The organism is Microcoleus sp. ARI1-B5 (assembly GCF_036705795.1).
GTDB lineage: Bacteria > Cyanobacteriota > Cyanobacteriia > Cyanobacteriales > Microcoleaceae > Microcoleus.
The window spans coordinates 41,555-63,822 of sequence record NZ_JAUBVK010000034.1 but is presented as its reverse complement, the minus strand read 5'-3'; the positions used below and the strand labels follow the sequence as shown (position 1 = coordinate 63,822).

The following is a 22,268-nucleotide window of genomic DNA, read 5'->3' as shown; positions in this document are numbered from 1 at the left end:
AATGGTAAACTTATGCCAAATGCTAAAAAAGGAGAATAGTTATGTCTGTTCAAATGCAAAGACGGCTATTTACAGTCCAAGAATATCACCTAATGAGTGAGGCTGGTGTTTTTAGCGATCGCGAACGAGTGGAACTTATCGAAGGAGAAATTATCCAAATGGCAGCAATTGGTAGGCGCCACGCCGCCCGTGTCGATCGCCTTGCAGAGTTTTTTGGCGATCGGGTGCGAACAAATGCTATTATCCGGGTACAAAATCCTATTAGTCTTAGCGATCGCTCGGAGCCTCAACCTGATATTGCTTTAGTACAGCGTCGCGCTGATTTTTATGAAGAATCTCTGCCAAATAGCGGGGATGTTTTGCTGTTGGTAGAGGTAGCAGATAGTACCGTTAATTATGACCGCGATGTGAAAGTACCGAATTATGCGCGATCGGGCATTCAGGAAGTATGGCTGTGGGATATTGAAGCAAACTGTTTAGAAGTTTACCGCCAGCCGACGGCAAAGGGCTACATTTCAATGCAAAGGTTTGAACGCGACCAACAAGTTTCACCACTGGCTTTTCCTGAGTTTGTAGTGAGTATTGATTTAATCTTGGGTTAGGATAATTTCCTACGGGATAGCGACGCCGCGCGTACAGGACAATATTGAATACTAAAGACGAACATGGTAAACTTAGATCAACTGTTTACAAAGGAGAATAGTTATGTCTGTTCAAATAAAAAGACGACTATTTACAGTGCAAGAATATCACCTGATGAGTGAGGCTGGTGTTTTTGGTGAAGATGACAGAGTTGAATTGATCGAAGGAGAAATTATCGAAATGGCATCAATAGGGACTCGTCATGCAACTTGTGTACGGCGACTGATCGGACAGTTTCGCCAAATTCCCGAAGAAATTGCTATTTTAGACGTTCAGAACCCAATTCAGTTATCAGAAAGGACTGAACCTCAACCGGATGTTGTCTTGCTTCAACCTCGTTCTGACTACTACGCCGAGGCGCATCCAATACCCTCAGAGGTGTTGCTTTTGGTAGAGGTTTCAGATAGCACTGTTGATTTCGATCGCAACGTGAAAATTCCTAACTATGCGCGATCGGGCATTCAGGAAGTATGGTTGTGGGATCTTGAAGCAAACTGTTTAGAAGTTTACCGCAATCCCACCGCAAATGGCTATAGTTTAATACAAAACTTTGAGCGCGGACAACAAGTTTCGCCGCTGGCTTTTCCTGAGTTGACAGTGAGTGTTGATTTAATCTTGGGTTAAAAAAATAGTAAGCTTAAACTAACTGCTAAAAAAGGAGAATAGTTATGTCTGTTCAGATGCAAAGACGGCTATTTACAGTGCAAGAATATCACCTGATGAGTGAGGCTGGTGTTTTTAGCGATCGCGAACGAGTGGAACTTATAGAAGGAGAAATTATCCAAATGGCAGCAATTGGTAGGCGCCACGCCGCCCGTGTCGATCGCCTTGCGCGAATGTTCAGCCGCATTCCAGAGTCCCTAGTTATTTTTAGAGTGCAAAATCCTATTTGCCTTAATGATAACTCAGAACCGCAACCTGATATTGCTTTAGTCCAACCCCGCGCTGATTTTTATGAAGAATCCTTGCCAAATAGCGAGGATATTTTGCTGTTGGTAGAGGTAGCAGATAGTACGGTTAATTATGACCGCGATGTGAAAGTACCCAACTATGCGCGATCGGGCATTCAGGAAGTATGGCTGTGGGATATTGAGGTGAACTGTTTAGAAGTTTACCGCAATCCGACGGCAAATGGCTACATTTCAATGCAAAGGTTTGAGCGGGGACAATTGGTTTCGCCGTTAGCTTTTCCCGAATTTGCAGTGAGTATTGATTTAATTTTGGGTGAGGGCGATCGCACAGGATAAGATTGAATATTACAGACGAACATGGTAAAATTATAACAACTGTAGAAAAAGGAGAATAGTTATGTCTGTTCAAATGCAAAGACGGCTATTTACAGTCCAAGAATATCACCTGATGGCTGATGCTGGTGTTTTTGGTGAAGATGATAGAGTTGAATTGATCGAAGGAGAAATTATCGTCATGGCAGCAATTGGAACCCGTCATGCAAGTTGCGTAAAGCGCTTAGTCCGGCGGTTGAGCGCAATTCCAGAAGAACTTGCTATTTTGGGTGTTCAAGATCCAATTCAGCTAACAGAAAGAACAGAGCCTCAGCCGGATGTAGTATTGCTGCAATTTCGTGCTGATTACTACGCCGAGGCGCATCCAATGCCGGATGAAGTATTGCTATTAGTAGAGGTTTCAGATAGCACTGTAGATTTCGATCGCAACGTGAAAGTACCGAATTATGCACGTTCTGGCATTCAGGAAGTATGGCTGTGGGATCTTGAAGCAAACTGTTTAGAAGTTTACCGCGAGCCGACGGTCAATGGCTATAGTTCAATGCAAAGGTTTGAGCGCGGACAACAAGTTTCGCCGCTGGCTTTTCCTGAGTTGGGAGTGAGTGTTGATTTAATCTTGGGTTAAAATAGTAAGCTTAAACTAACTGCTAAAAAAGGAGAATAGTTATGTGTGTATAAAAAGATTGCCTTAAACATCTAAACAAGAAGCATCAATTATAATTAACGCTTCTTTCCTCTAAAACTTGCTATTCCAAATCGGCGAAATAATTAAACACAATTTCTAACCTCTTCCTGACATTATCTTCGCTAGTAAGATTGCGTATTTTTTGAGCTACTCCACTAAAACCATCATCTTCTATAAGTGATTTATAGCGTTCTTCCAGTTGTTCCAAATTATTTATATGGCCTTGTTCTAACCTACGGGCTGTAACCAGCATTACAGCTTCAAAGTAAGTAGGAATCAATATTTTTTGAGGCTTGAAAGCTTTATTGCCCAGACATTTATGGAGCAATTCAATCGTTGGGATAAATGCCTTTATTATTTGTTCTTTTGATTGGCGGGTCAGGTGTCTGTTTTGCCTCATGTATTGATTGAGAAATTCTTTTAGAGAAGGCTTATAATCGTTGCCCTCGAAGTAAAAAGCCAGGAATCGCAAAATAAGTTCTTGATCTTTCCTGTTTTTATCTGGGAGACCAAATATGTCACGCCACGCTGGGTTTTGATTGAGTTGCCCTAGCAAATTATTGAGTTCGCCGTGATATATGCAAGCACGAATTTCCTGCGGTTTAAGGATAGTACCTCCGGTATTTAGCCTTTCAAAGATATAGTAAATACTACTGTCGTCGCCTCGATCAAGTGGCTCGACAATTGTAGCGGATACAACCGAGTCATTTAATTGGCGTCGATATGCGTCTTTCAGTGATTTATATGTCTCTCTCTCAAATTCTGTATGAACCCCTTTCAGAGCAAACGAGTGCCGACTGTTAGGAAACTTGCCTTGGTAGAAATATAAAAGGCTACGTAATCTTTGCTGACCATCAATCACAAGCAGTTTTTTTGTATCTCGCTCTCTTGCTAGAAAGATGCCGGGAACTGGAAGACCAAGCAAGAGTGATTCTATAAAACGCGATGCTTGTTTTGGTTTCCAGACATAAGCACGCTGGAAGTCTGGAATAAATACGTCTTCGCTTTCCAGGCGTCTAACTAGACCCTCTACATCAAAATCTCTTCGATCAACTGCTATGGAGAATTTGGAGGGAATAATGTCCTCCTCATCTTCCCCGCTATCATCTTCCCCGCTATCCTGAATATCGTTTTCCTGTTCCTCATCCGCTAGATGCTTTGGGGGAGATGTCTCGCTGTTTGACTCAAATGTACTCATCTTGTAGCCTCCTTTCTGCCTGAGTTATTAGATATTATATAGCGATCGCGAACCTCATCTATCTCTCAATATTAAGATTTCCTTACTTGCTGCGGTCGCGCGCCGAAATCGGTGATACAATCAACAGCTTAGCTAGGGGTGCCCGAATATCCGGGCTGAGAAAAAACCCTTAGAACCTGAGTCTGGGTAATACCAGCGGAGGGAAGCTGTTTATCAAGGACATAAGATATGCGTACCGAATGGATCGCTAAGCGTCAGGGGCACAGCAACGTATCTCAAATGCACTACGCCCGTCAAGGTGTCATAACTGAGGAAATGCACTATGTTGCTAAGCGAGAAAATCTCCCGCCCGAGCTCATCCGCGCCGAAGTAGCGCGGGGACGGATGATTATTCCGGCTAACATCAATCATACGAATTTGGAGCCAATGGCGATCGGCATTGCCTCTAAATGCAAAGTCAATGCTAATATCGGTGCATCTCCCAACTCTTCCAATATGGAAGAAGAAGTTGACAAGCTTAAACTAGCAGTTAAATACGGCGCTGATACCGTGATGGACTTGTCCACCGGCGGCGGCAATTTGGATGAAATTCGCACTACAATTATCAAAGCTTCACCTGTACCCATCGGCACTGTACCAATTTACCAAGCCCTAGAAAGCGTGCACGGTAATATGGAAAGTCTGACGGCGAATGACTTCCTGCACATCATTGACAAACACGCTCAACAAGGCGTTGATTACCAAACAATTCACGCCGGAATTCTGATTGAGCATTTACCCTTGGTGAGAAATCGGATTACTGGGATTGTCTCTCGCGGCGGCGGCATTTTGGCGCGGTGGATGCTGCACCACCACAAACAAAATCCCCTCTACACTCACTTTAACGACATCATTGAAATCTTCAAAAAATACGATGTTTCGTTTAGTTTGGGAGATTCTCTGCGCCCCGGTTGCACTCACGATGCGTCGGATGATGCTCAATTAGCTGAACTCAAAACTTTGGGTAAATTAACTCGCAAAGCTTGGGAACATGATGTGCAGGTAATGGTGGAAGGCCCGGGCCACGTACCGATGGATCAAATTGAGTTTAATGTCAAGAAACAAATGGAGGAATGTTCGGAAGCACCCTTCTATGTTTTGGGGCCGTTGGTGACAGATATTGCACCTGGATACGACCACATTACCTCAGCAATTGGGGCGGCGATGGCTGGTTGGTACGGTACTGCTATGCTTTGCTACGTGACGCCGAAGGAACACTTGGGATTGCCGAATGCTGAGGATGTCAGAAACGGGCTGATTGCTTACAAAATTGCGGCCCACGCTGCGGATATTGCGCGGCGGCGTCCGGGTGCGCGCGATCGCGACGACGAACTTTCCAAAGCGCGTTACAATTTCGATTGGAACCGTCAATTTGAGCTATCGCTAGATCCAGAAAGAGCGCGGGAATATCACGACGAAACTTTGCCGGCGGATATCTACAAAACTGCGGAGTTCTGTTCGATGTGCGGGCCTAAGTTCTGTCCGATGCAGACTAAGGTTGATGCCGATGCTTTGACTGAGTTGGAGAAATTCTTGGCTAAGGAACCAGTAGCCCAAAGCTAATCTTAATCAGGTGGGCGGATCGATTCGCCCACCCTTCCCAATTCAAAAGGCACTAACTTTTTGTATGGTAGATGACAAAACATTCTGCATAACTTCTTTCGCCACAGCTTTTACCACATTAATACTGACGCTATTGCCCAGTTGATAGTAAGCTTTATCATCATTGGAATGCAGTACAAAACTATCGGAAAAACCTTGTAACCGTGCGGCTTCGCGGGGAGTGATTCGGCGGACTCGGTGGTTATGATAAACACCTAATTTATTTGCATCGCTGGCAACAATTGTTACAGAAATCTTCTGCGGGTCTAGAAATTTATAGACTTCAAAGGAAAAGTTACCCGATACAGGTTTGTATAAATCATTGTTACACTGTAGGTACTTCTTGGCCACCAGTAAATCCAGAATTTCATCAAGATTGGTATGAGAAAAAAAAGTAGCAATTTGCTCTTTAGTTAATAGTTTACCATCTTTGTCATGTCCAAATTCTTTATTTCGCCTTTTCAATATAAAACGATTCATCAAATCAATTTCGTCTAAACTGCACTCGCCTCGCAAACCTAGTTCCCAAGAATGAATCGAATTGCCGCCGCGATAGTCAATTAGCCGCATTCCGTGCAAGTGGTTGAAATCATTCTTGACGATTTGTTTCAAAGCGTTGACAAATTCTGGCGAACAATCATATTTGGGATCGGGATTGTCTTCCAAAATATCTGCCACTGTGACAGGTTTACTTAAGGGGGAAAATAACGATAGCTGTTGATGGTTACAGGAATGCGAATCTTTTGGGCCTAAGTCGGAAACTAACCCAATTTGGGGCGAAGCATTTAAAATTCCTACTAGGTAAACTCGGACGCGGTTCTGAGGTAAGCTAAAGTTAGAGCTGTTGAGCAAAAAGTAATCGAAGCTGTAACCTCTACTGGTAATTTCGTGTTTAATTGTTTCGAGGGTTCTGCCGCCGTCGTGGCTGACAAGTCCCCGGACGTTCTCAAAAATAAATGCTTGAGGTTGAGCGGTATCAATTAGCCTCATTATTTCAAAGAACAGGGTTCCTCGTGTGTCGCCAAAACCTGCTTTTTTTCCGGCACAGGAGAAAGACTGACATGGGAATCCTGCTAGTAAAATATCGTGTTCTGGTAGTTGGTTAATTAGTCGGATGTCGCCTAATGGTGTGTGGTTAAAGTTTTTGTGGTAAACTTTTTGAGCGTCGGGATTGATTTCGCTGCTTAAGAGGCATTCTGTTTTCAGATTCAAGGAATGAGCGGCTGATTCAAAGCCTAATCTCATGCCGCCTATTCCTGAGAAGAGGTCGATAAAATGGATGGTTTTCATAGCATTAAAATGGCTGGTTAAGATTGATATCTTGCAGCATTGTTAACACGAGGCAGAGCGAAAGAATCTTCGTTACCAGGTAGAACCTGGTAACGAGAGAATTAGAAAGCATCTGCGTTACCAGGTAGAAGGAGTAGCACAAAGCTAGTCGGTGGGTGGGGACGGGTTTACAAATCCTCTGGTTTTAAGCCAGAGTTCAGGGCTCACGGGCCCCTACGGGATTTATGTTTATAGTGTTATTTCGATCGCCCAACCCAACTGGGCCTACAATAAATTTACATCCCTATTTCTTGCTACTAATCCATTCCTTAAGATCCGCGATCGTAAAAACGGCCTGAAAATCCAATCCCTGCTCGCGGTACAACTCGGCTCCACCTTGTTCTCGATCGATCAGCGACAACACCCGATCGACAATATAACCGGCTCCCCGCAACCTTTCCACCGCCTGCATCGCCGATTTACCCGTCGTCACCACATCCTCCAACACCGCCACATTCGTCCCCTCAGGCAACACTGGGCCCTCAATATACGCCATTGTGCCGTGTCCCTTGGTCTCCTTGCGGACAATTAGCGCCGGAATCGATCGACCTTCCAGAGCCGAAACCACGCTTACCGCAGTGACAATCGGGTCAGCACCTAAGGTCAAACCGCCCACAGCCTGCACTTGAGGCGGCAGCATGGAGAAGAGTACGCGCCCCGTTGCCAAAGCACCTTCAGCGTGCAAAGTCACCGGTTTGCAGTTAATGTAATAAGAACTTTGCTGTCCCGAAGACAGCACAAAATCGCCCTCGCGGTACGCAAAGGAGCACAACAAATCCAAAAGTCGATCGCGCAACACCTTTAAATCATCAGCATCCATAACTTACACCTTGTAGAAAACACAAATAATCCGCCGATAATCAGTTTATATTGGAATCGGAATTAATCTAGAAGCTGAAATATATGAGTCACAAGTTAAAAAGCCTCAGCAGTGCATTGATTCTCGCGATCGCATCTGCCACACTAGCATCAGTCAAAGCAGCCCAAGCAGAACCAGCTCGATTTCACCCGATTGGCGACGACTTCAACAGACAATTCTTTGAAGCTTCAGGAGACTTTTACCACAACGTCAGCTTGCAAGGATACTTTGGCGACTATTTAGGCATCGGTTCCCCCAGCGGCGTCGTTGCCTTTCCCGAAAAAGAAATCGAGCGGGATGCCAGCCGCGTCAACGGCTTCTACCGACGAGTAATGCAGCGGCAGGTTTCGAGCGATCCCATTCTCCGCGTCCCGGATGCCACCAATCCCTTTGACGCCTCAGTCATGGCACTGCCTCCAGCTTGCCAGCTAGCACCTCAACCGAGCGGTTGTTTCGCCACTCCGGCTGGAGTTCAAGAGCCGTTTGCACCTCCAGCACAGCAGCAAGATTCGCAGACAGCTCCAGGCCCGGTTAGAGGACTGTACAATGTCTCACCGGCTGGTAGAAATTAATTACCGATGATAAAATTGGTTCGCACTCACGAATGTAAGTCCTCTGAATTTTCAGAGGATTTGCATTCGGAACGATCGAACTTAGGATGGTGAAACAATGCTGCCGTCAGGCATGATTGTTCCTTTCAAATGAGCGCCGCCCAGATTAGCTCCAGCCAAGTTCGCTCCTCTGAGATTGGCCCCGGTCAAATTCGCCCCTCTCAAATCAGCTTTGCTGAGGTTTGTCCACCGGAAATCGGCAGCACTCAAGTCCGCAAAACAGAGATTTGCCCTGACAAGATATGCTCCCGTGAAGTGAGCTTGTCCGAGGTTAGCTTTAGAGAAATTGGCTGCGTAAAAATGCGCTTCAATCAATTCTGCCTCAGTGAGATTAGCTTGACTGAGATTAGCATGATTGAAGTGGGCGCCGATCGCATTAACTCGAAACATCGCCGCACCGATTAAATTCGCCTCTCCCAAATCGGTTTGTTGGAGATTGGCAGCGCTGATGTCCGCCCCAATTAAATTAGCACCGCTCAAATCAGCTCCTCTGAGGTCTGCCGCTCGGAGGTTGGCTCCAGTTAAATTAGCTTTAACTAAGTTAGTTTCCAGCAGTTGCGCTCCGGCAAGATTTGCTAAACTGAGGTTAGATTCGGCGAGGTTAGCCGCAATTAATTTAGCCTCAAATAAGTCTATTTTAAAAAGGTTACACCGCCACAGATGCGCGCCTCTGAGATTTGCTGATGCGAGGTTAGCTTCGCCCAGATCCGGTTCTAGATTCGGGTTGAGATTTCTCCATTCAATCCAAGTAACTGCACCTTTTTTCAGCAGCGCTAAATGCTGTGTGTTTGCCATAATTGCATCTCCTTTAACGGCTATTCCTTGCGACCAAAAACTGCTGGATTTTCTCGACCAGATACGCTTTCCACCGCCGCAATTGCCGCCTGGGAACCTGCTATAATATCTCGTTCTGCGCCGCCGAGGTACAGCCGTCCGAAACTGCCGACAGCCTGAACCTCTAAGATGTTAATAGACGCGCCTTTTTCTGCTTCATTAGCCGCCAGCGCTGCATAGGCCGCCGGTTCTACTTCTAAGACGTAAAGCGTTTGTCCCGCCAGCAGCAACTGTCCGCGCCTGCTGCGGTTGATTAATTGCGTTTGGTGCGGGTCGATGTTGCGGATAATTTGGCTGGAAATCACCCGCGGTTTGATACATTCTTCTCTGCGGACTCCGATGAATTCTAGAATTGCTTTGCCTGCGGCCCGAGTTTCCCCCTGCTGGCCCGAGTGTACCTCCAGAAGGCCGTACAAGCGCTCGACTATCTGCACTCCGGGGCGCACGGAGGCTGATTTGAGGGCGACATCGGTAATTCGGTTAATTTCGATACCGGGCGAGATTTCTATCCACAGCGACGCATCCCCAGGCAGCGGCAAGAATCCGGCGGCGACTGTGCCGATGTATGCTGCGTGCTGCGGCTGCAAGTTGTCTAGAAATACGTAGCTGCGTAGCTCTATACCCAATTTGTTTTGATCTCCGTCGATCGAGTTCCAACTGTGGTCTGTGCAAGATCTGAGTTTACCTTTTTTTGTCAACAGTCGATTGTCTGTAGTCGAGAGTCCCGGAGTGCCTCAACTGCGTCTGAGGTGCGAGACCCCCGATTTCTAGTGCCGCCCTGGGCCACAGCGAGCAAGGTTTAATTTCGTGCGCCAGCTAAAAATTGGATATCAATCTGTAGTAATAGCTGGAGTTTATCAATCTTTACTGCTACAGGTGGATTTAGCTTTAAGAGCCGATCGATATAGTGGTGATAGTTAAAGATTTTCGCCAACAGAGAGCATTTGAATTATGAAACGTTCTGACTTATCCAAAGCAATCGGTGCAGGTATTATCGCTGCTGGTTTAGCCATTGCACCAGCTCATCTGCCTGCTTCAGCTCAGACAAATACAGCTCCCGGTACTAACAGCAGAGACACCACCACCACTACCACAACTCCTCGCTCCGATGTCTACAGTGCTGATAACGATCGCGACTTTGATTGGGGATGGTTGGGCTTGCTCGGCTTGTCCGGTTTGTTAGGTTTGATTCCCAAAAAACGTGAAGAAAATGTTCGCTACACAACTACAACGGGCGATCGCGACCCAGCAGTTCGTACAGACTACCGCTAATGCTCCAGTATAACCGGCTGTGGGCATCATGCAGGGACAGGATGTTTTAACCTGTCCGAATAGCGCCAACAATCATCAAAAAACCTCCATCTGTGAGGTTTTTTTATTTGATATGATGTGCGAAAGATTGGTTTGTAGTGAGGACTAAAGTCCTCATTCAAGAGAGGACTTTAGTCCTTACTACGAACCTATTTTATTTATTTGATCGTGCAGTCATTCAGTTTGTAGTGAGGACTTTAGTCCTCATTCAAGAGAGGACTTTAGTCCTTACTACGAACCTATTTTATTTATTTTTTCTTGTTCTTGTTCTTGTTCTTGTTCTTCTTCTTCTCCTTCCTTCGCGTTCTTCGCGCCTTCGCGGTTCGTTAAATAAATAATTTAAGCAGGAAAAAACAGTTTAAACAATATTTTTGCCCGATCGATCTGCGAGCAAATCCAACATCGCTTGCAGCAACTTGTCAGGATCTAAAGGCTTAGAAAGATGCCGCTGGAACCCTGCAGCCAGAGCTTGCTGATAGTCAATTTCTCCAGCATAAGCGGTAAGGGCGATCGCTGGCACCAATCCACCTCGCTCAGGCGGCAGAGCCCGCACCTGCCGCAGCAACATATAACCGTCAGTGTCGGGCATTCCAATATCGCTCAACAGCAGATCCGGGAGAGATTGAGTTAAGACTTTTAAGGCATCGGCGGCGTTAGAAACTGCTGTCACGCTGGCGCCACAATCCTCAAGCAGAAAAACCACCAAATCTCGCGCATCAGCATCATCATCCACCGCTAACACCCGGATACCGCTCAAATTGAAGGATGACTCCGGCGCAGTCTGGGCAGGACTTGTCAGAGGTTGCACCGGCATCAGAGGTATCCTGACTGTAAATGTCGCGCCTTGTTCTTCGCCTGCACTGTCCGCTTTCACCGTGCCGCCGTGGAGTTCGACGAGATGGCGGACGATCGCCAATCCTAAACCCAATCCGCCAAACTTGCGCGTAAACGTGCTGTCAGCTTGGCGGAAGTAGTCGAAGACGTAGGGCACAAAATCAGGAGAAATGCCTTTGCCCGTATCTGTTACAGTAATTTGGGCGTCGGTGTCTGCCCGATCGAGCTTGACTGCGATTTTGCCTCCGGGCGAGGTGAACTTGACGGCATTTGACAGCAAATTCCAGAATACCTGCTGAAGTCTGTTCCCATCACCCAACACCCGGCCGATATGCGGTGCAAATTCAGTGCAGATTTGAATCGACTTGACTTGGGCCGACAAACGCACCGTTTCAATGGCGCTGCCGATCGCCCCGGCTAAATCCACAGGTACAATATTCAAGCTGACCTTGCCTTGCAGAATCCCCGACACGTCGAGCAAATCTTCGATAAGCTGGGTTTGCAGTTTGGCGTTGCGCTCGATCGTCTCTACCGCGTAGCGCTGCTTTTCCGGTGTCAGATTGTTCGATCGCAGCAGCTTAGCCCAGCCTACAATCGGGTTTAAGGGAGTCCGCAATTCGTGGGACAAAACAGCCAAAAATTCGTCTTTGACGCGGTTAGCCTGTTCTGCTTCCTCCCTGGCGGCCTTTTCTCCCGCTAGCAGTCGTTCCCGTTCCGCTTCTGCTGTGAGGCGATCGGTAATGTCGGTGTTGGTACCGCACCAGCGCAGTACATTGCCTCGCTCGTCGCGAATCGGCACGGCGCGGGAGAGAAACCAGCGGTACGATCCGTCTTTGCCGCGCAAGGGGAAAGTATCTTCCCAGAGTTCGCCTCTTTCAATGCAGCCCCTAAATTTTGCCACAACGCGATCGACGTGTTCCGGGTCGTGCACCTGCTGCCAGCCCCAGCCTTGCATTTGCTCTAGGGTGGTGCCGGTGTAGTCAAACCAGCGCTGGTTGTACCAGAAAATCCAGCCGCTGACATCTGTCATCCAGGCCAACTGAGCGATGTTGTCAGCTAGAGCGCGGAACCGATCCTCGCTTTCGTGCAGGTGCTGCACGGCTCGCGCGTGCTCGATCGCAGGCCAGAGGCGAGCCACCATTTCTTGCACCAGCGAAACTTCATCGGGCCGCCAGTGCCGCACCGCCTGTGATGTCACCAACAAAAGAGCCACCCAGCGCCCTTCCTGAAGGCAGGGAACAGCGACCAAAGCGCGAATGCCAACGCTACCGTATTTATCTACAAATGGCGCTGTAGGCTGGTAATTAGCGATATCTGAGATGACTGCTGTTTGACCTGCCTGATACAGAGCTTTATGTTCTGGCGTATTAAAGTCTGAGATTTGATGGGTGCCGACGGTGCTGACAAGGCCGGGCTGGTGCCAGTCTCGATCGACAATTGCGAGTTTGGCTTCGGCATCGATTTCGTGCCAGATGCAGCGATCGACATTTAAATATTCTCCCAGACTTTTCATAGCTTCCCACAACATTTCTGCGGGGTTAGATTGCTGCCGCAAGCGGAGTTCGAGTTCAGAGAGAAACTGCTCGGACAGTTGGGCTCTTTTGCGATCGTCAATATCGGTATTCGTGCCGATCCACTCGACAATCTGATTCCGGGCGTCGCGAATTGGGACGGCGCGGCACAAATGCCAGCGTTCCATTTGGTCCCAGGCCCGCCGCAGGCGCAGCTCAACTTGATAAACTTCTCCGGTAATTTGAGATTCTTGCCAGCGGGCGAGGGATTCTGCCAAATCCGACGGCGGCACCAGAGACTCCCAATTGTTTTGAGCGGCTTCCTGGTAAGACATTCCCAGATATTCCGACCATTTTTGATTGGCAAAGCGAAGTTCCCCGGCGGGGCCTACATTCCAAATCAGGTGGGGGAGCGACTCAGCCAGGAAGCGGAAGCGGCGGTCGCTTTCTGCTAAGCTTTCTTCGGCTCGTTTGCGATCGTCAATATCAATGCCAATCCCCACCCATTGCACCACCTTTCGGGCCCCGTCAAAGACGGGCACAACTCGCGCTAGATGCCAGCGGTAGGTGCCCTCAAACCTCCGCACCCGACACTCGAATTCGTAGGATTCCCCTGCTTGAATCGCAGCAGTGCGCGTGGCGACAACTGCTGGCAGATCCTCAGGATGAAATAATTCCAGCACCGGCGCAGCCAGCGGAAATTTTGCTGGCATGATGCCCGTGTAGCTTTGCCAGTGCTGGTTGCAAAACTCTAACCTGCCGTCGGCGGTGTTGAGCCACATTAATTGGGGGACGGCATCGGCGAGGGTGCGGTAGCGATTTTCGCTTTGCCGCAGTGCTTCTTCTATTTGCCGGCGATCGGTTTTGTCCTGCATGATTTTCAGGAAACCTTGGAACTCGCCGTTTTCGTCGCGCAGGGGCATCACCAGCCCGCTGCCCCAATAGCGGCTGCCGTCTTTGCGGACGTGCCAGCGCTCGTTTTCTCCTTTTCCCTCAGTCAGGGCTAGGTGCATTTCTGTTTCCGGCTTGCCGGCTGCAGAGTCTTCTGGGGTGAAGATGATCCGTCCGTGCTGCCCGATGATTTCTGCTTCCCCGTAGCCCAGCAATCTCTCGGCGCCTGCGTTCCAACTGGTAAAGTGTCCGCCGGTGTCGAGGGTGAAGATGGCGTAGTCTTTGGCGCTGTCGAGAATCAATTGCAGGTGGGTTTCGCGATCGCGCAGTGCTGCTTCTGCAAGTTTTCGCTTGGTGATGTCGGTTGTGAAGCCGACAACTTTGGTCGCTTCGCCTTGCTGGTTGCGGATCGAACAGCCGCGTTCCCAAACATCGATCCAGCGCCCGTCTGCGTGCCGGACTCGGTACTCGCCTTCGTAGCGCTCCTGTTTTAACATTGATTGGGCCCGGGCCTCGATGCGCGCCAAATCGACGGGATGGATGCGTTCTCTCCACCAATCTGGTGTTGGCTGTGCATCTTCGGGGCGGACACCGACGAGCGAGTACAGCCCCGAGGAACGGTAAACTGAGTTCGATGCAAAATCCCACTCAAACACGATGCCGTCGATCGCCATTGTGGCTAACTCGAAGCGCTCGTTGCTTGCTTGCAAATCGAGTTCGGCTTTTTTGCCATCGGTAATTTCGGCAACCACGACATTGATTCCGACAATCTCCCCGCCCGCGTCTTTGAGCGGCGACCAATTCTCGCTCCAAGTGCGGACAACACCCGGTTGAGAAGCCGTTTCACCGCTGATTTCAAAATTCCGCACCGATTCTCCGGTTTCTAGAATGCGGCGGAACAAAGTTTCGGCTGTGTCTGCCAAGTCGGGGACTATTTCGCGCACCGTGCGGCCGATGTGGGCTTCGACGGGCAAGCCGTTGATTTGGGCCAACCGCTGGTTGAGCCGCACGAACCGCAGATCCGTGTCTAACACGGCCAAACCCACGGGAGTTGTTTGGTAGATCCACTCTATTTCTGCAAGTTGGCGGCGCACGGTTTGCTCGCTTTCGTGCAGGGCGATTTCAGCCTTTTTGCGATCGGTAGCATCAAATATTACTCCGACAAACCGCACTGCTTCGCCTGCGGTGTCGTAGAAATAGCGCCCGAACACGCTCAACCAGCGGATTTCTCCCGTGTCTGCCCGGATGATGCGGTATTCGATCGAGTAGAGCGATCCTGTTTCCCGAGCTGTTTTGACTGCTTGCAGGACTCGCTTTAAGTCGTCGGGATGCACGCACTTTTTCCACACTGCGATCGTTGTTTCGCCGCTCGGTGCCGGTTCGCAGCCGAAAATCCTGAAATGGTTCGCCGACCAAATTACTCGATTTGTTCGCACGTCTAGATCCCAGGTTGCCATGCCCGAGCCTTCGATGGCGACGCTCAAACGTTCTTCGCTTTGAGCGAAGGCTAGTTCGGCGATTTTGCGAGCGCTGATATCTGTGAGGGAACCGACGGCGCGCACCGGATTGCCCGACTCGTCCCAAATTGCTCGCCCTCTGGCTAAAACCCATTTGTAGCGCCCGTCGGGACAGAGGATGCGGTACTCGCAGCAGTAATGCGAGGTTTCTCGATGCAAGTGCTGCTGCCAAGTGCTTTGCATTGTCTCCACATCATCGGGATGAACCCAGTTCAAATATTGGCTGAAGTGGTGGAGTTCTTCCTGGCCGCGTTCCAAAATCTCTAAACAGCGATCGCTCAGGACATGGCAGTTGGTTTGCAGGTTGTGATCCCAAATGCCGTCGCTGTTGCCGGCACAGGCTAACTGCCAGCGTTCTTCGCTTTGTCTGAGCGCTTCTTTGGTTTTATGGGCGCGATCGATTTGGAGGGCAGCAACGGCAAAGTCTGCCAGGGCGAGCCCGAGCCGCAAGTCTTCGGCATCGAACCTGCGCGAATCGTGAGATACAATCCAGATTGCTCCCAGCGGTTGATTGTCTGCTAGCAGCGGCAGGACTAATGCTTCGGCGACCGGCATTTTTAGCTGCGGCAAGTCGGTAAAGTATGCTTCTGGATAGAAGTAAAGCTGGGGAGTTTGCAAGTCTAGATTTGTTCCTGACAAGCGCATTGTCGGGGGTGTGTTTGTTTGTTCTGCGGCTTCCCACGCGCCCGCCAAGGCTTCAAGGCGATATATTTGTTCTGATGCGGCATTTTCTTCGAGCAAGCAGACTCCGACGCTGCCTGCGCCGCACAAATCTCGGGCGATCGCCACCAGTGTTTTGAGCAGGGTGTGGGGCGAGGTTGCCAGTTGTCGGGCCAGGATTTGCAGCGCGCGATTTTCTGATTGCAGATCCCGAGAGCGAGGAGTGCGGCGCGACAGTTCCTGGGCGATCGGAATGTCGGTTAAATTAGTTTGTGGGGTTTGCCAAGCTTCCATCAATTAGTCGTCTCTAGGTCTTTCGGTCTGAGCGGGCGATCGGCGTATTAGCGCGATTAAAGCATCTGCTATGTTATATTATCTACCCACAGACAGAATCCGCTATCTATCTTGGGAATTACTTTTGAGTTTTCCAGCCCAATGATTGCCTCGCTGGCATGAGATATTGTCTCCACAATTCATAGCAGTTTTCAATTCTATGAAATACAGCTTTAGACACGGCGAGAGTGCCTATTGGTGGTAATTTAAGACTAAAATCCTTTGTATCTCTCGTTTATCTCACAGTCTCGATCCCCCTCGCATTCCCCCTACTCCCCCGATCGAACACCCACTTTGAGAGCTTACAGTCCCCCTCTTAGGAACAGAGACTTCGAGTGCTTCTTGTCCCCCTCTTAGGAACAGAGACTTTGAGTGCTTCTTGTCCCCCCCTTCCTAAGGGAGACTTTGAATACTCTTGTCCCCCCCTTCTTAAGGGGGGCGCCGGGGGGATCTGGCTTTAATATTCAAACAGTATATCCGTACTGAATTTAACGTTAAGTTGGCACGGCGAAAGACTCTCACGTAAGTCCCTACCCGAGCATCTGTACTTTAAAATAAAAACCACAATATGCACAATTTTATTCCCGAATCGCGCTTTTTTCCCTATCTGACTTGGACAGAGATTCAGTCGATGCCGGACAAGGAAAATACTGTGATAATTCAGCCGCTAGGTGCGATCGAGCAACACGGCCCGCACTTGCCTTTAATTGTAGATGCGGCAATTAGCGCGGCGGTTACTGGCAAAGCGCTGGCGAAGTTAGATGCAAATATTCCAGCTTACGCTTTGCCGCCTTTGTATTGCGGAAAATCCAACGAACACTGGCATTTTCCCGGTACAATTATGCTCAGCGCTCAGACACTTTTAGCCGTAATAAGTGAAATTGCTGACAGTATTTACCGGGCAGGATTTCGGAAGTTAGTGTTAATGAACGCTCACGGCGGACAGCCGCAGGTGATGGAAATTGCGGCGCGGGACATACATCAAAAATATCAGGATTTTTCGGTGTTTCCGCTGTTTGTTTGGCGGGTGCCGAATGTGGCGGCCCAATTGCTGACTGCGAAGGAGTTAGAATTGGGAATTCACGCGGGTGATGCAGAAACGAGTTTGATGTTGTCAATTTTGCCCGAACAGGTGAAAATGGATCGAGCAGTTTGCGAGTATCCGAGGGATTTGCCTGCTGAGAGTTTGCTGAGTATGGAAGGTGATTTGCCTTTTGCTTGGCTGACGCGAGAGTTGACTGATAGCGGTGTGTTGGGCGATGCGACGGTGGCGACGAAGGAAAAGGGATCTCGTATTTTGGAATCTCTATCTGACGGCTGGGCACAAGTTATCAAAGATGTGCACAAGTTTCGACAGCCGGGAAGTTCGGCAACGGATTCTGTAACGGATGTAACGGATGTCAGCGCATTGCGCACCCTAGAGATATAGCAATCCTTGCAGGAGTCGTAAATATTTTTACCCCACCCCAACCCTCCCCGAACTCGCGGGGAGGGAGTAAGAAATTCACAAATGATGCGAGGATTGCTATAGAGTAAAAAACCCGGTTTCTAAACACTCGTGCGTCAGTCCTATCAAAATTAAGAATTAAAAATTAAAATTTGTTCTAATCCGTGTCAAAATGAGTCTAACAAATTTTCTGAGTTGGAAAACTAACGATGAGTGTAAATCCTAAATTGCAGCGCGCATTTGAGCAAGGCCGCGCCCTGAAAATTATCAGCGGTTTAAATAATTTTGATGCGGCTAACGTTGCGGCTGTTGTCAAAGCAGCGGATCTCGGCGGTGCAACATTTGTCGATATTGCTTGCGATCGCGATTTGGTATTGATGGCAAAACAGTTGACAAATTTGCCAATTTGTGTATCGGCTGTGGAACCGGAAAAGTTTGTGGCTGCGGTAGAAGCTGGCGCTGATTTGATTGAAATTGGCAACTTTGATGCTTTCTACGCTGTAGGGCGCCGCTTTGAAGCTGAAGAAGTTTTGGAGTTGACTCGCGAAACGCGATCGCTATTTGCGAACATCACTCTTTCTGTAACAGTTCCCCACATTTTGACTCTCGACAAACAGGTACAGTTAGCAACCGAATTAGTCAAAGCTGGCGCTAACATCATTCAAACTGAAGGCGGCACTAGCGCCCAACCAATTCACGCCGGAACTTTGGGATTGATTGAAAAAGCAGCGCCTACTTTGGCCGCAGCCTTTGAAATTTCCCGCGCCGTATCCGTCCCCGTACTCTGCGCTTCCGGCATCTCCAGCGTCACCGCACCGCTGGCTATTGGCGCCGGCGCTGCGGGTGTTGGCGTCGGTTCTGCGGTCAGCCAGCTTAACAGCGAAGTGGCGATGATTGCTGCTGTTCGCAGTTTAGTTGAAGCTTTGGCAAAAGTCGAGCGATCGCACTTTGCTGCTTCAATTTAAATAAGAAGTTCGGCAACGGAAGAAGGAAGTTCGGCAACGGATTATGTAACGGATGTAACGGATGTAACGGATGTAACGGATGGAAGGAAGAAGGAAGAAGGAAGAGGGAAGAAGGAAGAAGGAAGATTGTTCCCGTCCCCCAATCTCCCCCTCTCCCTTCTTCCACTCTTCCAAGACTTCCTTAATAGTTGACAAACCACACTGAATAATCATGCAATAACTGATAGTTTAGCGAGGTTATATCAACAGATTTTAAATCAGCTAAAGGCAGCATAAACTTTCTGCAATCGCCCAAGCGCTGCACTTGGGAAAATATGCCGTCTTCGCGAACAAGCAAATCCTCCAACCGAGAAATTGTAAAAGTATCAGCATGAGAAGGTTGAGTTTTTTTGAGCTTTGCATATTCTGTTTGGCTGCCCGAACCCATTGTATATTCTTCTTCCCATTCAAACTCTTCTATACCGGTAACGTGGCACGGGAATTGAATAGTTTGTTTGATGTAATCTAGATATTTGATTGAATTTTCAAGGCTGACATCAATATTTTTAGAGCCTAAAATTTTCCTAATTTTGGTTTCAAATTGCTTGGGATTAAATGGGATATTTTCCAGGAGATGGGCGAACATTTCTGGCTCGAACCCCGCTCTCAATTCGGGTACTTCCACCAGCAGGCGCTGGAAGTCGTTTAGCGGTTTCGGTCTTCTGCCTGCTACAATGGTTTCATCAAGCTGAACTAAAGGAAGTTCCGATGCTGAGGGAAGGGATTTGCTGTGATTTGGGCGATCGTCAAATTTACACTTGTTAACTTTAGACTTGTTAAGTTCAGGCTTGTCAAATTTAGGCATCGCTCGGTCTCGCTGTATCGGTTTATCAATAAAGTATATCTTGGCAGAAGTACATTCGTGTCTGATAGATAGGAGGAAGCTGTGATGCAATTACTGAAATCGCCTGATGAATCGGAAGTCTATCAAGGCCAATTCGGCGAGTTTACGATTACTCAAAGCGATCGCGCGGGAGTGCTGATCTACCGCGCCGGATTGGGGGTGGCGGCGCTGTGTTTGGCGGTGGGCGCTACTCTGGTGCTTCAACAAAGCGACAACCCAACTGCAATCCAAGCTGTAACGCCTGTTTTTGCGTGTTTCTGGATTGCTTTAGGCGTTAGCTTGGCAACTATTCACATTTACATGATTGCGCTGCACCGCACGTTACAGGCGTTTTGGGCGATCGGCGGCGCGGCAGCTTTGTTTGTCGCCCTACAAAGCAGCGAACCTTTAGCTTTAGCTGTGTACGAACATCCAGCGACTTTGTGGGGAATTGGCTTTACTTTTGCCGCCTTGAATGGCATTTATTTTAAGGAGGCTTTCTGCTTCAACCGCCTAGAAACTAAGTTTTTGACTCCGGGAGTTCCGCTGTTAATTTTAGGGCATATTTTCGGATTTTTGTCACCGGAAAACGAACAGTTGTTGCTGGGGCTTTGGGCGATTTTGTTTATCATTTTTGCGGTGCGCAAGTTCTTTCAACCCATGCCGCAGGATATCGGGGATAAGAGCGTTTTTGAGTATCTCAAACACAAATAGTAGAGAAGTTCGGCAACGGATTATGTAGCGGATTTAACGGATGTAATTGCGCGCCAAGAAGTTAGATTTCTTGGCGGGATTTATATAAGAACAGTTCGCGATCGCACTCCGACTCTAGAAACCGGGTTTATAGCCGTCTGGTGCGTAAATCGTCAATAATTTGATTGATATGAATTTTGCCAGACTGCGAAAACTCAAAATCAAAATTAGTCTAATCCGCCGCCGAGAAATGTGGGCGATTACCTGGGAAGGTTGGGTAATTGCGATCGTGGGTTTAATCATTGCAATGCTCTTAATTATCACAAATATTCATCCATTTTTGGCGGTAAATGCGCCGATTAAAGCAGATCTACTGGTTGTAGAAGGGTGGTTGCCGGATTATGCAGTCGAAAGTGCGATCGCCGAATTCAAAAAAGGCGGATACCGCCAATTAATTACAACGGGAATTCCGGTAGCTAAAGGCTACTACCTCGCTGAATATAAAAATTATGCGGAACTGACCGCCGCGACTTGTATTGCGCTAGGATTTGATAAAGACAAAGTAGTAGCCGTACCCGCACCGAATGTTGTGAAACACCGCACTGCTGCTTCTGCGATCGCACTTCGAGATTGGCTAGCTGCATCTGCCCTAAAAGTTGACTCAATTAATCTCTATTCTTTTGGCCCTCACGCCCGCCGAAGTTGGATGGTTTTCAAAGAAGTCCTGAATCCCGAGATTAAAGTCGGGATAATAGCTGCGGAACCGCAAGATTACAACCCGCAAGAATGGTGGAAATCCAGCGAAGGTTTTCGGACTGTGACTGGGGAAATAATTGCTTATATTTATGCCCGTTTTGTCGATTGGAAAGCCTAGCCATTACTTTTCAACCCTTCTTTTCTTCCCTTCGCGTTCTTTGCGCCTTCGCGGTTCGTTAAAAAAATCTATATCCCACCCAAAATGATAAAATCATTCTCATATAAATTGAGGGCAAGTCGTTGCTAGAAGAACGCGCTTACTGGTTAGCATGGTCGCAGATTAGCGGTATCGGGCCGATTTTGTTGCAAAGATTGCACCAACACTTCCCTACTTTGGCAGAAGCTTGGACGGCAAAGCCTGTAGATTTAATGCAAATAGAAGGGTTTAGCAAGCATAAAATTGAAACGGTTTTGCAAGAAAGATCGCAACTCAATCCCGAAGAATTTATCGAACAACATCTTATCAAAAATCCCTGTTTCTGGACGCCCGCCGATAAAGATTATCCCAGCTTATTATTAGAAATTCCCAATCCGCCGCCGGTGCTTTATTATCGCGGTTTAGTTGACCTCAAAGAGAATTGCGGAATTACGCCGACGGTGGCAATTGTTGGGACTCGCAGTCCTTCGGAATACGGCCGCCGCTGGACTCGCAAATTTAGTGCGGCTTTGGCTACCAACGGTTTTACTGTTGTTTCGGGACTCGCCGCAGGTATTGATACTGAGGCTCATACAAGCTGTTTGGAGGCGGGAGGCCGGACTTTGGCTGTTTTTGGCACTGGGGTCGATATCGTTTATCCTAAGCCGAATGAGCGGTTGTGCGATCGCATTTTACAGCAGGGATTGGCAATTAGCGAATATCCGGCGGGCACTCAACCGAATAAAACTAATTTTCCGCGCCGAAATCGGATAATTGCTGGCTTGAGCCGCGCTACAATTGTGATAGAAGCTCCGCAGAAATCGGGCGCGTTAATTACTGCTTATCAAGCTAATGATTTTTGCCGGGATGTGTATGTTTTGACGGCAAGGTTGGATGATGAGCGATCGTTTGGATGTTTGGAGTTGCTGAGTAAAGGTGCTCATCCGATTCTCCCGAATAGCGATCGACTCTTAAGCGAAGACAGGTTATTGGAAATGCTCGGAGCTATGCCAAAATTGGATAGCGCGCAGCAGTTGTCGCTGTTTCCGGCAAATCCAGCCCCTCAAAGGCAAGAGCCGCCGTTGGATGCGGAGTGGGCTGTAGTGTTGCGGGCGATCGGCTCTGGGACAAGTTCTTTTGATACAATTGTGGAGGCCGCCCGATTGGAAGCGGGAACGGTTTCTGGTATTCTTTTGCAGTTGGAATTGTTGGGATTAGTTTCGCAGTTACCGGGTATGCGATATCAGCGCTGTTGATTGGTATTAGCGATCGTATTTAACCATAGAAATCTCGATTATCGCCGAGTCTA

The 22,268-nt window shown here is 48.3% G+C and carries 19 protein-coding genes and 1 riboswitch; of the genes, 12 read left to right on the top strand and 7 right to left on the bottom strand.

Going from position 1 to position 22,268, the window contains the following annotated elements; genetic code table 11:
* The first annotated feature begins 41 nt into the window (after positions 1 to 41).
* The 4 genes from QUB63_RS30190 (at position 42) to QUB63_RS30175 (ending at position 2,511) form a co-directional block, all read left to right on the top strand.
* On the top strand, positions 42 to 602 hold the full coding sequence (locus QUB63_RS30190; RefSeq protein ID WP_332949056.1) for a Uma2 family endonuclease: 561 nt from the start codon (positions 42 to 44) through the stop codon (positions 600 to 602).
* A gap of 103 nt (positions 603 to 705) precedes the next feature.
* Positions 706 to 1,266, top strand: a complete 561-nt coding sequence (locus QUB63_RS30185; protein ID WP_332949055.1) for a Uma2 family endonuclease — start codon at positions 706 to 708, stop codon at positions 1,264 to 1,266.
* Between the two features lie 44 nt (positions 1,267 to 1,310).
* Entirely contained in the window at positions 1,311 to 1,889 is a 579-nt protein-coding gene (locus tag QUB63_RS30180) for a Uma2 family endonuclease (protein ID WP_332949054.1), read from the top strand.
* A gap of 61 nt (positions 1,890 to 1,950) precedes the next feature.
* The gene (locus tag QUB63_RS30175; protein WP_332949053.1) at positions 1,951 to 2,511 is read left to right on the top strand and encodes a Uma2 family endonuclease; all 561 of its coding nucleotides are present in this window, start codon (positions 1,951 to 1,953) and stop codon (positions 2,509 to 2,511) included.
* A 121-nt stretch (positions 2,512 to 2,632) separates the two neighbouring features.
* Here the strand turns inward: QUB63_RS30175 and QUB63_RS30170 are convergent, their stop codons facing one another.
* On the bottom strand, positions 2,633 to 3,769 hold the full coding sequence (locus QUB63_RS30170; RefSeq protein ID WP_332949052.1) for a DUF262 domain-containing protein: 1,137 nt from the start codon (positions 3,767 to 3,769) through the stop codon (positions 2,633 to 2,635).
* 124 nt (positions 3,770 to 3,893) lie between these two features.
* A riboswitch (TPP riboswitch) is annotated at positions 3,894 to 3,990 on the top strand.
* A gap of 7 nt (positions 3,991 to 3,997) precedes the next feature.
* On the opposite strand from QUB63_RS30170, the gene thiC reads away from it, so the two are divergent.
* Complete coding sequence (gene thiC, locus QUB63_RS30165) at positions 3,998 to 5,371, top strand: phosphomethylpyrimidine synthase ThiC (protein WP_332949051.1); 1,374 nt, start codon at positions 3,998 to 4,000, stop codon at positions 5,369 to 5,371.
* A 42-nt stretch (positions 5,372 to 5,413) separates the two neighbouring features.
* On the opposite strand, the gene dcm is transcribed toward thiC, so the two are convergent.
* Positions 5,414 to 6,700, bottom strand: coding sequence for a DNA (cytosine-5-)-methyltransferase (gene dcm, locus QUB63_RS30160; RefSeq protein ID WP_332949050.1), 1,287 nt, complete (start codon positions 6,698 to 6,700; stop codon positions 5,414 to 5,416).
* A gap of 283 nt (positions 6,701 to 6,983) precedes the next feature.
* Entirely contained in the window at positions 6,984 to 7,559 is a 576-nt protein-coding gene (gene pyrE / locus QUB63_RS30155; RefSeq protein ID WP_332949049.1) for an orotate phosphoribosyltransferase, read from the bottom strand.
* Positions 7,560 to 7,642: 83 nt separating this feature from the next.
* Here pyrE and QUB63_RS30150 point away from each other — a divergent pair, with 83 nt between their 5' ends.
* Positions 7,643 to 8,170: a hypothetical protein gene (locus QUB63_RS30150; RefSeq protein WP_332949048.1), complete on the top strand. Its 528-nt coding sequence runs from the start codon at positions 7,643 to 7,645 to the stop codon at positions 8,168 to 8,170.
* Positions 8,171 to 8,251: 81 nt separating this feature from the next.
* On the opposite strand, the gene QUB63_RS30145 is transcribed toward QUB63_RS30150, so the two are convergent.
* Positions 8,252 to 9,004 carry a pentapeptide repeat-containing protein gene (locus QUB63_RS30145; RefSeq protein WP_332949047.1) on the bottom strand — a complete coding sequence of 251 codons (753 nt, stop codon included), beginning with the start codon at positions 9,002 to 9,004 and terminating at the stop codon, positions 8,252 to 8,254.
* A gap of 20 nt (positions 9,005 to 9,024) precedes the next feature.
* Positions 9,025 to 9,669: a hypothetical protein gene (locus tag QUB63_RS30140; RefSeq protein WP_293298216.1), complete on the bottom strand. Its 645-nt coding sequence runs from the start codon at positions 9,667 to 9,669 to the stop codon at positions 9,025 to 9,027.
* A gap of 325 nt (positions 9,670 to 9,994) precedes the next feature.
* Between QUB63_RS30140 and QUB63_RS30135 the strand changes: the two genes are divergently transcribed.
* On the top strand, positions 9,995 to 10,315 hold the full coding sequence (locus QUB63_RS30135; protein WP_332949046.1) for a WGxxGxxG family protein: 321 nt from the start codon (positions 9,995 to 9,997) through the stop codon (positions 10,313 to 10,315).
* 397 nt (positions 10,316 to 10,712) lie between these two features.
* Here QUB63_RS30135 and QUB63_RS30130 read toward each other — a convergent pair whose 3' ends face one another.
* Positions 10,713 to 16,061 (bottom strand): PAS domain S-box protein, encoded by a 5,349-nt coding sequence (locus QUB63_RS30130; RefSeq protein WP_332949045.1) that lies wholly within the window; start codon positions 16,059 to 16,061, stop codon positions 10,713 to 10,715.
* A 607-nt stretch (positions 16,062 to 16,668) separates the two neighbouring features.
* Here QUB63_RS30130 and QUB63_RS30125 point away from each other — a divergent pair.
* Together QUB63_RS30125 and QUB63_RS30120 are read left to right on the top strand one after the other, a co-directional pair.
* Positions 16,669 to 17,529, top strand: a complete 861-nt coding sequence (locus QUB63_RS30125) for a creatininase family protein (RefSeq protein WP_332949044.1) — start codon at positions 16,669 to 16,671, stop codon at positions 17,527 to 17,529.
* 227 nt (positions 17,530 to 17,756) lie between these two features.
* The gene (locus QUB63_RS30120; protein WP_332949043.1) at positions 17,757 to 18,512 is read left to right on the top strand and encodes a DUF561 domain-containing protein; all 756 of its coding nucleotides are present in this window, start codon (positions 17,757 to 17,759) and stop codon (positions 18,510 to 18,512) included.
* A gap of 181 nt (positions 18,513 to 18,693) precedes the next feature.
* On the opposite strand, the gene QUB63_RS30115 is transcribed toward QUB63_RS30120, so the two are convergent.
* Positions 18,694 to 19,356, bottom strand: a complete 663-nt coding sequence (locus QUB63_RS30115) for a hypothetical protein (RefSeq protein ID WP_332949042.1) — start codon at positions 19,354 to 19,356, stop codon at positions 18,694 to 18,696.
* Positions 19,357 to 19,440: 84 nt separating this feature from the next.
* On the opposite strand from QUB63_RS30115, the gene QUB63_RS30110 reads away from it, so the two are divergent.
* The 3 genes from QUB63_RS30110 to dprA all read left to right on the top strand — a co-directional run bounded on the left by QUB63_RS30110 (position 19,441) and on the right by dprA (position 22,215).
* Positions 19,441 to 20,088, top strand: coding sequence for a DUF2301 domain-containing membrane protein (locus tag QUB63_RS30110; protein WP_332949041.1), 648 nt, complete (start codon positions 19,441 to 19,443; stop codon positions 20,086 to 20,088).
* Between the two features lie 169 nt (positions 20,089 to 20,257).
* Positions 20,258 to 20,941: a YdcF family protein gene (locus tag QUB63_RS30105; RefSeq protein ID WP_332949040.1), complete on the top strand. Its 684-nt coding sequence runs from the start codon at positions 20,258 to 20,260 to the stop codon at positions 20,939 to 20,941.
* A gap of 122 nt (positions 20,942 to 21,063) precedes the next feature.
* Positions 21,064 to 22,215, top strand: a complete 1,152-nt coding sequence (dprA, locus tag QUB63_RS30100; protein ID WP_332949039.1) for a DNA-processing protein DprA — start codon at positions 21,064 to 21,066, stop codon at positions 22,213 to 22,215.
* Positions 22,216 to 22,268: the final 53 nt, after the last annotated feature.

What these genes read in the sequence shown, in the direction of transcription:
- QUB63_RS30135 (WP_332949046.1), top strand. Translation starts at nt 9,995, where the DNA reads ATGAAACGTTCTGACTTATCCAAAGCAATCGGTGCAGGTATTATCGCT.
- QUB63_RS30180 (WP_332949054.1), top strand. Translation starts at nt 1,311, where the DNA reads ATGTCTGTTCAGATGCAAAGACGGCTATTTACAGTGCAAGAATATCAC.
- QUB63_RS30110 (WP_332949041.1), top strand. Translation starts at nt 19,441, where the DNA reads ATGCAATTACTGAAATCGCCTGATGAATCGGAAGTCTATCAAGGCCAA.
- QUB63_RS30150 (WP_332949048.1), top strand. Translation starts at nt 7,643, where the DNA reads ATGAGTCACAAGTTAAAAAGCCTCAGCAGTGCATTGATTCTCGCGATC.
- QUB63_RS30175 (WP_332949053.1), top strand. Translation starts at nt 1,951, where the DNA reads ATGTCTGTTCAAATGCAAAGACGGCTATTTACAGTCCAAGAATATCAC.
- QUB63_RS30170 (WP_332949052.1), bottom strand. Translation starts at nt 3,769, where the DNA reads ATGAGTACATTTGAGTCAAACAGCGAGACATCTCCCCCAAAGCATCTA.
- QUB63_RS30120 (WP_332949043.1), top strand. Translation starts at nt 17,757, where the DNA reads ATGAGTGTAAATCCTAAATTGCAGCGCGCATTTGAGCAAGGCCGCGCC.
- pyrE (WP_332949049.1), bottom strand. Translation starts at nt 7,559, where the DNA reads ATGGATGCTGATGATTTAAAGGTGTTGCGCGATCGACTTTTGGATTTG.
- QUB63_RS30105 (WP_332949040.1), top strand. Translation starts at nt 20,258, where the DNA reads ATGAATTTTGCCAGACTGCGAAAACTCAAAATCAAAATTAGTCTAATC.
- QUB63_RS30115 (WP_332949042.1), bottom strand. Translation starts at nt 19,356, where the DNA reads ATGCCTAAATTTGACAAGCCTGAACTTAACAAGTCTAAAGTTAACAAG.
- QUB63_RS30130 (WP_332949045.1), bottom strand. Translation starts at nt 16,061, where the DNA reads ATGGAAGCTTGGCAAACCCCACAAACTAATTTAACCGACATTCCGATC.
- QUB63_RS30190 (WP_332949056.1), top strand. Translation starts at nt 42, where the DNA reads ATGTCTGTTCAAATGCAAAGACGGCTATTTACAGTCCAAGAATATCAC.
- QUB63_RS30145 (WP_332949047.1), bottom strand. Translation starts at nt 9,004, where the DNA reads ATGGCAAACACACAGCATTTAGCGCTGCTGAAAAAAGGTGCAGTTACT.
- dcm (WP_332949050.1), bottom strand. Translation starts at nt 6,700, where the DNA reads ATGAAAACCATCCATTTTATCGACCTCTTCTCAGGAATAGGCGGCATG.
- thiC (WP_332949051.1), top strand. Translation starts at nt 3,998, where the DNA reads ATGCGTACCGAATGGATCGCTAAGCGTCAGGGGCACAGCAACGTATCT.
- QUB63_RS30185 (WP_332949055.1), top strand. Translation starts at nt 706, where the DNA reads ATGTCTGTTCAAATAAAAAGACGACTATTTACAGTGCAAGAATATCAC.
- QUB63_RS30125 (WP_332949044.1), top strand. Translation starts at nt 16,669, where the DNA reads ATGCACAATTTTATTCCCGAATCGCGCTTTTTTCCCTATCTGACTTGG.